The organism is Methylobacterium litchii (assembly GCF_038442315.1).
Classification (GTDB): domain Bacteria; phylum Pseudomonadota; class Alphaproteobacteria; order Rhizobiales; family Beijerinckiaceae; genus Methylobacterium; species Methylobacterium litchii.
Genome location: NZ_JBBXMY010000003.1, coordinates 64,054 through 75,767 on the forward strand (window position 1 = coordinate 64,054; position 11,714 = coordinate 75,767).

The window sequence follows — 11,714 nt, forward strand, 5'->3', positions numbered from 1 at the left end:
GGTCGTCTCTCAAGCGGCTCGAAGGAGCGCGGCGCGGGGGATGGCGGCCTTGAACAGGGTGGACAGGGCGATCTGGGCGAGGAAATCCTTCCAGAAGGCGAGGAAGGCGTCGGCGCGGATCTCGGCATCGACCACCGGCTGGCCGGTCGCCTCGTCCCGGGGCAGGCCCGAGAGGGTGAGGACACGCCGGTTCATGGCGATGACGGTGAATTCGCCCCGGGGCCCGAGCCCCCCGAGGCGCAGGGCGAACCGCCCCCCGAGCTTGTCCAGGTGCCGCACGTCGTAGAGGCGCGGCACCACCTCGTGCATCAGCATGCCGTAGAAGGCGAACCCGGCCGACGCGCCTTCGAAGCCGCTCGTGCCGCTCGCGTCGAGGAGCCATGTCTCGGGACGCAAGCCCTGCGCAAACGCGGAGAAGGCAGCAGGATCCGAGACGTAGCGTGTGCCGGAGGCAGTGATTTCGTCGAGGCTGAGCCTCGCGATGCTGCCGTGTGAATCGATCGTAACCATCACCGGAATGACGTATTCATGTAACACCAAGACAACCCTGGGGTCTTGGAAAAATTGAATAAGCACCAATCTCCTGTATCGACCATACAAGATGTTACGGATGTTAATGTTTGGGAGTTTGTGCTGTTTTTAATTAGGCAGTTTGACCAATCAGCGCCGCAAAATTTTTTCGATGAATATTTGAAACCGCAGAGTCCGCCCGCTACGCCGCAAGCGCTTGCAACTCCTGCATTGATATAGCAAGCGCCTATTTTGCCGCCGCAGAGAATGATGGCGGATGCGTCGAGCATGCATGCCGTAAATGCAGCCGCGCAATATTTACTGGTACTAGCAGTGAAGAGAGACGGATTTGCTTTGACGCCACAGCTGGCCATGAAACTGGCTGTGGCTGAGTAGGCTCCGACGGCCGTTCCACACGCCGCGAAAGCATTGCCGTTGGCGCTGCAATAAAAGGTAACCTTGACGCCGCAAGCTGTTCCTTGCTTGGCGGCCGATCCACAGTGGGACCTATCGACCCCGCAAACTGCGGACAGATCTTTGTTGTCGCTGGAACTGGTGCTGCCGTCGTCCACTGATAACAGTTTTAGTTCGCCATCTCGGCGCGGGTTTGACGGTGTGATTGGGTTAGGCTCGCTGGGAAGGGCGTTGCTGTCATAATCGGGCGGTGGGTAGTTAATTTTGTTTCCAGCTCGAACGTATTCAAGCAGCGCCATATAGCCGTGCTCGATGAAAGAAGACCAATCACCGTACATCAGCCACTTTTTACCTTTGTTTTCATCAAGCCATTTGTATTTATCGTCTAAAAAAATTTCCCATAGATCCATTCTGTCTGTTTCAACTGCATCATGAATGTCAAGATATGTATTCTCATTACCACCTAAGAAGAAGGTTTTATTCTCTAAAGAATCCAAATATGTTGCTTCTAAGTATGGCATATAGCTTTCAGCAGTAAGTATCTTAATTTGTTCTATAGATGGAAAATCTTTACCGACATGCTGATTGTACCAATCGTTATGATCCATTTTCCAGTCTTGGAAGTTGTCGACGTTTTTGCCATCGATCAATAATGGTAATGGTTTTAATTCATTCCATGACGTTGGCGCGTTGGAATAGGCTTTATCTGCGTCCGATTGCGGCGGTGCCTGCTTTGCCAGCTGTTCCGCTTCCATTTGTAGGCGTATACCTTCGATCATTATGACATAAGCTACTTCGCCGTCCTGATATATGAACGGCGGGGGCGGTACCTCCCTACCAACGTGCTGACGGAACCAGTCTCCATGTAGCTCCATCCACTCTGCGAAAGAGGGCACTGGCGACGGGGTTGAGGTGGCTGCGCTGCCGGCCCCATTGCCTCCAGTGCCGACATCGTCGTTAGGCATATTTGCCTTTGCTGCCTTAAACGCCTTCTGCCATAAATCATTTTCACTGTAGTGCGATTTTATTTCTCTATATACTTGGCTTCCAGAATCATGCGTGATTCTTTTATCGTATGACCTACCCATAGCGAATAGACCTTCTCGAGATCTGGAGAACTTTGGGCGCTTGGCCGCTTCCCGTTCGTTACGCGGGAATCCATGGGGGGGCGACCTGACGATGACCTGACCGGCACATACCGCTCGACATGCATCCCAGGCCTGATTCGTCGCGCGTCGCAGGTCGTGGTCCCGGATCGCTCCCGCCATCGCAGGCCGATTGGTGCGTCTCGTCAGTTTGCCGAAAGCTCGCCGGCCTAAGCCTTGAATCCGGCTGGGGCTGTTCCGCGCGGGGTGGCCTGCGCAGAACGCGGCCATCGGCGGATCTCCGTCCGGTGTGACTGTCACGAAGCCCCGCCCCCGAGCCCCCGAATCCCAGAGGCCGTCATGATCACGAGAGCCACGATTCCTCAGACGACAAGCTCAAACGGATTTTCCGCCCACCATGCCCATCGCGCCCATTCGCTCACGACCCGGAACAGCGCGGCGGATTTCCAGGAGATGCTCAACCCCCATTTGACAGCCAATCGGCGCACCGACTCCAACACGTTCCTGTCGCTCGTCAGTGGCACCAACGACCCGCAGAGCAAGCGCGCGGCCATCGACGGCTTCGCCTCGGGCTTCGCGTCGGCCAACATCGCCACCCCGTCGCAGGCGGCGAGCGGGGCCGCGGCGCAGGATCCGGTGGCCGTCATGAACAGCTATGCGACCCTCGCCAACCAGATCGCCGCTTCGGATCTGCCGGCGTCGATCAAGACCGACATGCTCGACGACATCGCCAAGCAGATGGCAGCGCTCTACGACCAGCAGAAACAGTCCACGAACCCGGCTGGCGCGTCAGCGAACGCGAGCGGGGGGAATTCCGCCGTTTCGTCGCCCCGCTATACGCAGCCCGACTTCGTCACGCCGACCCGCGACGACGCCGCGAATGCCAGCGCCGAGCAGATGGCGGCCCAATTCAACCAGATGAGCCGGCACGCGCACGCGCACTCGGCTCGGTCGGTGACGCCTCACAGGGCCTCGACGGGGAGCGGATCCGGGTCGTCCAGCGACACGATGGCGGCCGTCGAGCAATCGTTGGCGCAGAAGGGCATTCCGGCCTATTCCTCGTCCGATTCCGATCTGCCCGACTACGTTCAGCAGCAACTCGAGGCTGCCAGAAACTCCGGTACGACTACGTCCGGAGACAGTTCCGGGGCCAGCGATCAGACGCAGTCGATCTGGTCCCACGAGGTCAAGGACGGCGTGGGAATGATCCATCTCGGCGACGAATATACGCTCCGCATCGACGAGAAGGACTAGTCCATCACCCTCGTGAACAACCAGACGCACGCGTCTACCCGCATTTGGGGTGATCCCCACATGGACATCGGGAACGACGGGAAGAACGACGTCGATTTCCACGACGGCATGACTTTGAAGCTCGACAACGGCCTCGAACTCCGCCTCGGAACCATGAGCAATGGCGGTGACGTGACCTACACCACGAACCTCACCATTCTTCAGGGGGACCGCGCGATCCAGGTGAGCGGGATCGCGGGCGACATGGATGGCAAGGACAACCTGAGAATCGTCCAGTCGAACGAAGGGGAAGCCCTCGCCCACTTCACCCCCAAGGGCGCCTTCGTGCTCCACGAGTCCGGCGGCACCTGGGAGACCAAGGAGCACCAAGCAGTTTCGCAGGATTACATCAACGAGGCGGAAAAACTCTACCACGGTGGCGTACACATCATGGGATAATCCCATCGGGGATTATATGGGATGATCTGATATCGACTGCCTGAGTTGCGGTTTCGTGAGCGGGATGGCATCGCCGTCCCGCTCATTTTTGTGTCGAAGTCCAATCGTGTGCTCGGCCCGCACGTGGCCGGTCGATCATGGTAGTTAATGAAACGTTAAATGTTAAAATTCTGTTACGTGACGGATCTATGCCCCAACTCATTCCCGGGCCATTCCCGGCATTGACGGGTAAACAACTAAACGTTGCTTGGACCGATCATAAGAATTCTCGTCGTTGAGGCCGACCGTGCAAGCGCGAAGTCGGTGGCGGACGCATTGAACGATAAGGGTTTCGTCGTCGATACGGCTTGGTCGATCGAGGCGGCGCGGGATGCGGTGAGCGTCGCTCCCTATGATGCGATCTTGACGGAGCGTGTCCTTCCGGATGGCGACGGGCTCGACTGGGTGCGCGAGCAGCGCCGGGCGGGACGTACCGCGCCGATCCTGATCGCGACGGCCGAGCGGGGTGCCGTTCGCCACCGGGTCGAGGGCCTGGACGCAGGGGCCGACGACTACATCCAGAAGCCGATTCCCATGGATGAACTGGTGGCCCGGCTCCGGGCCGTCCTGCGCCGGCCCTCCGCGACGCTGGGTCCGGTCCTGCGGGCGGGCAATCTCGAATTCGATCCCGCGCTTCGCGAAGTCCGGATCGCGGGCAGGCCGACGCGCATGCCCCGCCGGGAGACCTGCATCCTCGAAATGCTGATCCGCCGCGCCGGCAAGACCGTGACGAAGGGCATCCTCGAGGAAGGGCTGTACAGCTTCGAGGACGAGGTCTCCTCCAACGCCATCGAAGTCGGGGTCTACCGGCTGCGCGGCCATCTGCAGGGGGCCGGCGCCACGGCGCGGATCCGCACGGTGCGCGGCATCGGCTACGTGCTGGAGAGCGAGGACGCCACGCCGATCCGGATCCCGAGCGCGGTGATGCTCGCGGCGAAAGTCGCTGCCGCTCTGTCGTCCCGGGACGGTGCGACCTTCCCCGCCCTGTCGCCCGGCGCCGCTTCGCTGCCACAGCCGGAGGCGCATGTCGCCGCCCTCGCCGCCGCCCTCGCCCTGAGCATGACGCAGCTGAACTGAAATCGTCTCATCCTACCGTGCGGCGGCGAGGGCCTCGGGCCGCGCCGCGCGCATGAGGCTGATCGACCCCACCGGCTGGAAGGAGAACTCGTCGGCGAGGTCCTGATAGGACAGGACAGGGATGTCGATGCCGTTGTGGGCGAGGAACCCGCGCACGAAGCGGCGGAGGTCGAGGGCGGCCAGCACCACGGGGCGCCCGCCTTCGGCCTCTCCGGTCCGGTGGGCGGCCTTTTCCTGAAACTCCCGCATCTGCGAGAGCAACGCTTCGGAGGCGTGCTCCTCGAGCACGAGATAGGGGCCGACGGCGGTGTCGCGGACGGCGGAGCGGATCGTCTCCTCGGCGTCGCGCTCGAAGACATAGGCCGCCACCACCTTGTGGGCGTTCGCGTGCCGGTGGCAGATCTGGCGCTTCAGCCCGGTGCGCACGTATTCCGCGAGGAGAAGCGGGTTGGCCTCGCGCTCGCCCCACTCGGCAAGGGATTCGAGGAGCAACCGCGTGTTGCGCACGGGAATCCCTTCCTCCACCAAGCGGCGGATCACGTCCGCGACGCGCGGCACCGGGACGGAGCGCAGAACCTCCTTCACGAGGTCGCCGTAGCCCGCCTCCATCCGGGCGAGGAGGGTGCGCGTTTCCTGGATGCCGATGAACCGGCCGGTGTAGCGGACGAGGACGCCGCGCAGGCGCGTGCCGACGACACCCCCGGCATCGAGATAGCCGATACCGGCCTCATCCAAGTTCGTCCGGTGGGTGACCTCGATCCAGATCGGCCCCTCGGCGCCGGCCTCCCTGGTGTGAGGGATGCCGGACAGTTCGAGGTTGGCGAAATCGTCGGTGAGCAGCAGCTGGCCGGGGAAAATGTGGCCGCTCTCCACGGGGACACCCTCGACATCGATACGGAAGTCGCCCTTGGCGAGGTCGGGGTCTACGGTGGACCCCACTTCGGGGATCGCCACGCCGAGATCGGTGGAGGCCGCCGTGCGCAGGCGCGCGATGGCGCGGGTGAGCACCGCCGTGCCGATCCGGTCGATGAGATCGGGCGCGAGGTGGAGCATGACGGGAGCCACTTCCACCGGCAGGGCGGGTTTCGTCGCCCGCGCGGGCGCCTCGGCCTCATCGTCGTCGGCGGGCGGATCCTTCTTCGGGCTCAGCCAGACACTCGCCGCCGCGAACAGGCACGCGAGAATCAGGAAGACCGGCGCGGGAAAGCCTGGCACGGCGGCCATGCCCAGCAGCACCGCCGCCGCGAGGCGCAGCGCCCGGGGATCGGAGATGAGCTGATCGGCGATGTCGCGGCCGAGGGCGATGTCCCGCCCGCCGGTCACGCGCGTGACGATCGTGCCGGCGGTGAGCGACAGCAGAAGTGCCGGGATCTGGGCGATCAGGGCGTCGCCGATGGAGAGTAGCGTGTATTTGTGAAGCGCCTCCGTTACCGGCATGCCGCGCGTGAGCGTGCCGATGGCAAGGCCCCCGACCATGTTGATGGCGATCACCACCAGCCCCGCGATGGAATCGCCCTTCACGAACTTCATGGCGCCGTCCATGGCGCCGTAGAGCTGGCTCTCCCGCTCCAGCGTCGCCCGGCGGGCGCGGGCCTGTGCTTGGTCGATGTCGCCGTTCCGCAACTCCGCGTCGATGGCCATCTGCTTGCCGGGCAGCGCATCGAGGGTGAAGCGGGCGCCGACCTCGGCCACGCGCTCCGCGCCCTTCGAGATCACCATGAACTGCACCAGCGTGATGATCAGGAAGACCACGACGCCGACGATGAGGTTTCCCGAGATCACGAACTCGCCGAACGTGCGGATGATCTCGCCCGCATCCCCCTCCGCCAGGATCAGCCGGGCGGTGGTGATGGTCAGGGAGAGCCGGAATACCGTCGAAATCAGGATGATGCCGGGCAGCGACGAGAAATCGAGGGGGCTCAGCACGTAGAGCGCCACCATCAGCATCAGCACGGCGAAGCCGAGATTGAGCGCGATGAGGACGTCCACCACCGCATGCGGCACCGGCAGGATCATCATGGTGATGGCGAGCAGCACCACCATCGCGACGGCGATGTCGGGGCTAGCGGGCAGTCGCTTCAGCAGGCTCTTGGCAGAGGCGATCACCGGCCGCTCTCCTCCGCCCGGCGCAGGGCCACGAAGTTCCGGAACATCTCCCGCCCCTGATCGAGGCGCCCGGTGAGGCGCAGGGCCTGGCTCCGCAGCAGCACGAGGGGCGCCGGGACGGGGCCGGGTTCGAGGAAGGCCAAGCGATCGAGGGCGGCGAGGGCCTGTCCGCCGCTGCCGGCCCCGACCAGGGCGTAGGCGAGGAGGCGCAGCACCTCGATGTCGTCCGGCATCTCGCGCAGGACGAGGCTCAGCAGGGTGACGGCCTGCTCCGCATCGCCGACGCCGAGGGCGACATAGGCCATGGCGCAAAGCAGGTCGCGTTGCTCGCGGGCGATCAGGGCACGGGCAGGGTCGGTGCGCGCCACGGGCGCGAGGTCCCGGCGGTCGAGCGGCACGACGGACATCGGCCTAGCCCTGAACCAGCGCGTTGCGGGCCGTGCGCAGGAGGGTGAGGCGGTGCAGTTCCTGGTGAATGACCTGCGCGCCAGCCCGCGCGATGCCGTCATCCGCCCCCGCCGCGAGCCCGTCCGCTAATCCTTCGAGCAAGGTCCGATGCCGGTCGGTTCGCAACACCTCGGGATGGCGCAGGCGCGGCATCACGAACCGGAAGAGCGTTTGCGTGAGGGGGATGCCCCCCAGCCCCTCCGCAGCCTGCTCCGGGTCGGGCTCGCCGATGGCCTGCCGCGCTGCAGTGAGACGGATGCGGGTTACCGGATCGATGCCTCCTGCAGCCAGCATTGCCTCGACGGCGGTATCGAGGGGAACGGATTCGTCCCGCGCGACGGCCCGAACTGTGCTGTCCGAGCGATGGGCGCTCGCGGTCCCGAACGAGGTCGGAACCGGTGTGTAGGAAGAGCGGCGCGGCAATCGGGCCATTGGGGGTGTCTCGCTGTCGGGGACCGAACCGGGCCTTCCGGTCAGAAGCGCATGGCCACGAGCCGGCCATCCCGCTCGAGCATGACCCGGTCCTGATCGATGGCGCGGATCGCCCAGCCGCCTTCGACCAAAGCGCCGACGAAATAGCGCTGGCCGCGCAGGACGATGTAGGGTTGCGCGCCCTGCCAGACGCCCTCGATGCTCAAGGAGACCGGCTGCCGTTCGGTTCGAACGGCGACGCTGTTGACCAGCGTGACCTCACCGAGGACACGCTCGTCGAAGGCGCGCTGGAGGGCCTCCCACCGGGTCGCGAGGGCGGGCTCCACCGCGCCGGTCGCGGTGACGGTGCCGCTCCCGGCCTCGATACGTACGGAGTGGAGACCCGCCTCCTCCACTTGCCGCCGCAGATCGGCGATCGCGACGCCGAGGGCAACTGGGGTGGATATCGCGACCGGCTTTGGCAGGGAGGCCGCTTTGGGTCTATCCGGCGCGGCGGGGGGAATCGGTAGGATCGGGTTCGTCACCGTGGTGGTGGCGGGCACCGCCGCGTCGGCGATCGGGCTCGGCATCGTCATGACGACGGCGATGGAGAGCAGCGCCGCCGCCGCGAGGCCCGGCACCACCGAGCTTCTGGACAGCCGAAGCAGGCGCTCACGGGCGCCGCTCGCCGGACCTGCAATCCGGGGTTTTCGTTCCCGCCAGACCATCTCGATACCGCCGATCGTGACGGTGACGGGCAGGCGGATGGTGACAGTCGACGCCGATGGGACCGGCCCCGAGCCGGTGACCGATACGCCGTCGGCCAGCGCCTCCACTTGAGCCGTCGCCCCGCGAAGAATGAGGGCCGCGTGCCGGGGTGCGAGATCGGGTTCGAGGAGAACGAGATCCGCCCCATCGTTGCTGCCGATAACGTGCCGGCCCTCGCCGAGGTGCTGGACGACACCCGCGTAGAGGCCGCTCCCGATTTCGACGAGGTGCGACGATAGAGTGGCGTCGGGTGATGTGGATTCGGTTGCGCGTGCCACGGCTCACTCACGAAGTCTCGTGGACGTTGTCTCACGAGCGACTGGGGCGTGGGGCGCCGTGACGCCCCACGCACGGCCTTCACTGCGAGGGCTTTTCCTTGGCGGCGTTCTGCTCGGAGCCGAGCTTGGCCGAGAGCATCCGCATCGCCAATTGCTTGTGCTGCTGCTCCTTGCTGACCTGCTGGAGCTGCTTGAGATTTTCCTGGAAGTCGTCACCGCCGGCGCTGCTGGCCCGGCCGCCTCCTCCGAACCCGCCACTTGCACCACCAACTTGGGAACAGCACATATCGATCTCCTGTATGAATATTATTTGTCCAACGTGATATTTCCGTAGACGAGGTTTCGGATGCGATGAGGACCTTGAGCTATTGAAAGTCTTCTTCCGTATCGTTCATCACTCGATCCATTTCGTCCATGTCGGTCTCGACGATCTGCCTGGCGAACTGGCTGAGGGCCTTTTCGAAGGCTTTGGCCTTCGTCCCGTCGTCAGCCCTATCTCCGGTGCCACCGATCGCCCCGCCCGCGGCGGCGCCTGCATGGTTCCCGATCCCGCCAGGCATCGGTTGCTCCTCGTGAAAGCCGGGGCGCGTTTCGCGCCATCCGGCGGGTTCAGGATGAGCGTCCGGAGGGTCGGACGAGCTGTGCGTGCCGCATCCGCTCTGGCCCCGGGCACCCAGCGGCGGTGCTCCGCATCGCCACGGATCGGGACGCTAGAAAGCCGAGCTTTCGAGAACCTGACGGCGATCCGCCCCGCTCACTCGGGGCGGCCGTCCCGGATGAAGGTCGTTCCGCTGCCGCGATAGATGGTCAGGACGGTGCTGCGCGCCGGGATGCGCGGTGTCGCGGTCTGGATCGACGGCTTCGGGCAGTCCGGCTTCTCGGCGGCGAGACCGGCCAGGGTCTGCTCCACCAGGGCGACGAAGCGCGGCGGGCCCGACACCATCGCCACGTTCTTCCCCGGTGTCGTCCGCAGGGGAAAGCGCGAATCGGTGATCCGCAGGGCGTCGAGGGCGGCGGCGAAGGCGTCGAACCCGATCGGGTTCAGCACCAGCAATTGCGTCCGATTCTCCTTTGGCCGATGTGATGAACAGGACGCCGCCGTCGTAATACCATTCGAGGTTGTAGATGGCCGCGAGCCTGTCGAGGAACGCCTGCGGCGTGCCGTCGGGGATGCGCCCCTGGATCCGCCCCTTCACCTCCGGGCTGATGCTGACCTTCAGGCCGAGGTTGGCGCCGAATTCCTGGAGCGCGGCGGCGAGATCCTGATCGATCACCGTGTAGCGGTAGGGGATGTCGGGCAGGGTCAGCGGGGCCGCGATGCCGCTGGACCCGCTCGCCACCGAGCTTCCGAAGAGGGGGGCGCAGAGGGCAAGACGACGACCGAACCGGTCCAACCGTGACATGCCTGCGACGACTCCCCCGCGGGCCCGGTGCCCGGCAAGCCGATCCGGTTAGGCGGGAAGTATGACGCTTCGCTGACGCCGCGCGAACGTCGTCGTCAGGTCGCCGTCAGTTTGGCGGTCTAGGCCAAGGCGATATCCGGCCGCCGACGATTCCCTGGGCGCCCGGAAGGGGTGGTGTCGGCGGTATGGCGATCGAGTCGATTGCGGCGGGTCTCGGCGGGGCGATGCCCGCGCCCGGTGGCGCGTCTCAAACGAGCAGCGCGGAGGCTTTCGAGGCCTTCCGGCCGGTGCCCCCCGAGGCGCCTGCGTCCGGGCCCGCGCAGACGGCCCGGCTCGGCGGCCCGGCGGAGGCGTCGCTGCGCCCGCGCATCGTGACGGAGGTGAGCGCGTCGCCGCCCGTCAACGACCTCTCCCTCGGCCAGAATGTGCTCGACCGGCTCGACACCTTGCAGCGGGGCGCCACCGCCACGGCCCTCCCCGGCCCGCCCGGCGAGGGCGGGGGGCCGAGCTTCGAGGGGATGATGGACCAGCTCCGGCAGATGAGCGGTCAGGTGGTGCAGGTGTCCCTCGTCACGAAGACCACGAGCAGCTTCACCGGCTCGCTCAACAAGCTTCTGTCCTCCGGTTGAGCGCATGGCGATGACGCGACCGACCGGTTCCGGCCGAACCCGACCCCTGCGCCGAGCCACGCTGCTCGTGGTGCTGGCGCTGGCGCTCGGCGCCTGCAAGACCGACCTCTACACCAAGCTCTCGGAGCGCGAGGCCAATGAGATGGTCGCGCTGCTCCTCGACCGGGGGATCGACGCCGCCCGCATCGGCGTGAAGGACGGAACCAGCACCGTCCAGGTGGAGCAGACGCGCTTCGCCCAGGCCGTCGAGATCCTGAAGGCGGCCGGCTACCCGCAGCCGAGTTTCGCCAGCATGGGCGAGGTCTTCAAGGGTGGGGGCCTCGTCGCCTCGCCCACGGAGGAGCGGGCGCGCTACATCTACGCCCTCAGCCAGGAACTCTCGAAGACCGTCTCCGGCATCGACGGCGTGCTCTCGGCGCGGATCCACGTGGTCCTGCCGAAGAACGATTTGCTGAAGCAGGATTCCACGCCCTCCTCCGCCTCCGTCTTCATCCGCTACGACCAAGCGGTGCCGGTGAAGGCGCTGCTACCGCAGATCAAGATGCTGGTGGCCAACAGCATCGAGGGGCTGAACTACGAGAAGGTCTCGGTGGTGTTCATTCCGGTGGACCGGCCCCCGATCGACCGCGAGGCGCCCCTGCGGGAGCGTCCCGTAGGCGGGCTCGATCCGGTCCTTGGGCTCGCCCTGGCGGCGGGGGCGGTGATCCTGCTCGCCCTCGCGGGCGGCGCTTTCTGGTTCCTTCGCCGCCGTCGCCGTGCGGAGGCCCCCCGGCTCGATGCTCCCCCGGTGCAGGGTCTGATCGCCGATGCGAACGGGTGAGGCGATGCGGATCC

The 11,714-nt window shown here is 65.2% G+C and carries 13 protein-coding genes and 1 pseudogene; 5 read left to right on the plus strand and 9 right to left on the minus strand.

The window, feature by feature from the left end:
- Nucleotides 1-9: 9 nt before the first annotated feature.
- Both AAHF99_RS07680 and AAHF99_RS07685 read right to left on the minus strand, forming a co-directional pair.
- Entirely contained in the window at nucleotides 10-510 is a 501-nt protein-coding gene (locus AAHF99_RS07680) for a hypothetical protein (protein ID WP_342163544.1), read from the minus strand.
- Nucleotides 510-2,300 carry a hypothetical protein gene (locus tag AAHF99_RS07685; protein ID WP_342163545.1) on the minus strand — a complete coding sequence of 597 codons (1,791 nt, stop codon included), beginning with the start codon at nucleotides 2,298-2,300 and terminating at the stop codon, nucleotides 510-512. The genes AAHF99_RS07680 and AAHF99_RS07685 overlap by 1 nt, the downstream gene beginning before the upstream one ends.
- A 468-nt stretch (nucleotides 2,301-2,768) precedes the next feature.
- On the opposite strand from AAHF99_RS07685, the pseudogene AAHF99_RS07690 reads away from it, so the two are divergent.
- Both AAHF99_RS07690 and AAHF99_RS07695 read left to right on the plus strand, forming a co-directional pair.
- Nucleotides 2,769-3,722: pseudogene (locus tag AAHF99_RS07690) on the plus strand (DUF1521 domain-containing protein).
- Between the two features lie 243 nt (nucleotides 3,723-3,965).
- Complete coding sequence (locus AAHF99_RS07695; RefSeq protein WP_342163546.1) at nucleotides 3,966-4,838, plus strand: response regulator transcription factor; 873 nt, start codon at nucleotides 3,966-3,968, stop codon at nucleotides 4,836-4,838.
- Between the two features lie 12 nt (nucleotides 4,839-4,850).
- Here the strand turns inward: AAHF99_RS07695 and sctV are convergent, their stop codons facing one another.
- From sctV to AAHF99_RS07715, 4 genes are read right to left on the minus strand one after another with little or no spacing between them, the layout of a single operon-like run.
- Nucleotides 4,851-6,944 carry a type III secretion system export apparatus subunit SctV gene (gene sctV / locus AAHF99_RS07700; RefSeq protein WP_342163547.1) on the minus strand — a complete coding sequence of 698 codons (2,094 nt, stop codon included), beginning with the start codon at nucleotides 6,942-6,944 and terminating at the stop codon, nucleotides 4,851-4,853.
- Complete coding sequence (gene sctY / locus AAHF99_RS07705; protein WP_342163548.1) at nucleotides 6,941-7,351, minus strand: type III secretion apparatus assembly chaperone SctY; 411 nt, start codon at nucleotides 7,349-7,351, stop codon at nucleotides 6,941-6,943. Before sctY ends, sctV begins: the two co-directional genes overlap by 4 nt.
- Nucleotides 7,352-7,355: 4 nt before the next feature.
- Complete coding sequence (gene sctX / locus AAHF99_RS07710; protein ID WP_342163549.1) at nucleotides 7,356-7,823, minus strand: type III secretion apparatus assembly protein SctX; 468 nt, start codon at nucleotides 7,821-7,823, stop codon at nucleotides 7,356-7,358.
- A 41-nt stretch (nucleotides 7,824-7,864) separates the two neighbouring features.
- Nucleotides 7,865-8,638 (minus strand): SctD/MshK family protein, encoded by a 774-nt coding sequence (locus tag AAHF99_RS07715; RefSeq protein ID WP_342163550.1) that lies wholly within the window; start codon nucleotides 8,636-8,638, stop codon nucleotides 7,865-7,867.
- Between the two features lie 33 nt (nucleotides 8,639-8,671).
- On the opposite strand from AAHF99_RS07715, the gene AAHF99_RS07720 reads away from it, so the two are divergent.
- Nucleotides 8,672-8,809, plus strand: coding sequence for a hypothetical protein (locus AAHF99_RS07720; RefSeq protein ID WP_342163551.1), 138 nt, complete (start codon nucleotides 8,672-8,674; stop codon nucleotides 8,807-8,809).
- A gap of 118 nt (nucleotides 8,810-8,927) precedes the next feature.
- On the opposite strand, the gene AAHF99_RS07725 is transcribed toward AAHF99_RS07720, so the two are convergent.
- The 3 genes from AAHF99_RS07725 to AAHF99_RS07735 all read right to left on the minus strand — a co-directional run bounded on the left by AAHF99_RS07725 (nucleotide 8,928) and on the right by AAHF99_RS07735 (nucleotide 9,896).
- On the minus strand, nucleotides 8,928-9,134 hold the full coding sequence (locus AAHF99_RS07725; protein ID WP_342163552.1) for a hypothetical protein: 207 nt from the start codon (nucleotides 9,132-9,134) through the stop codon (nucleotides 8,928-8,930).
- A 79-nt stretch (nucleotides 9,135-9,213) separates the two neighbouring features.
- The gene (locus AAHF99_RS07730) at nucleotides 9,214-9,408 is read right to left on the minus strand and encodes a hypothetical protein (protein ID WP_342163553.1); all 195 of its coding nucleotides are present in this window, start codon (nucleotides 9,406-9,408) and stop codon (nucleotides 9,214-9,216) included.
- A 194-nt stretch (nucleotides 9,409-9,602) separates the two neighbouring features.
- Nucleotides 9,603-9,896 carry a hypothetical protein gene (locus AAHF99_RS07735; protein ID WP_342163554.1) on the minus strand — a complete coding sequence of 98 codons (294 nt, stop codon included), beginning with the start codon at nucleotides 9,894-9,896 and terminating at the stop codon, nucleotides 9,603-9,605.
- A gap of 540 nt (nucleotides 9,897-10,436) precedes the next feature.
- Between AAHF99_RS07735 and AAHF99_RS07740 the strand changes: the two genes are divergently transcribed.
- On the plus strand, nucleotides 10,437-10,880 hold the full coding sequence (locus tag AAHF99_RS07740; RefSeq protein ID WP_342163555.1) for a nodulation protein NolB: 444 nt from the start codon (nucleotides 10,437-10,439) through the stop codon (nucleotides 10,878-10,880).
- A 10-nt stretch (nucleotides 10,881-10,890) separates the two neighbouring features.
- On the plus strand, nucleotides 10,891-11,700 hold the full coding sequence (gene sctJ, locus AAHF99_RS07745; RefSeq protein WP_342163556.1) for a type III secretion system inner membrane ring lipoprotein SctJ: 810 nt from the start codon (nucleotides 10,891-10,893) through the stop codon (nucleotides 11,698-11,700).
- Nucleotides 11,701-11,714 lie beyond the last annotated feature (14 nt).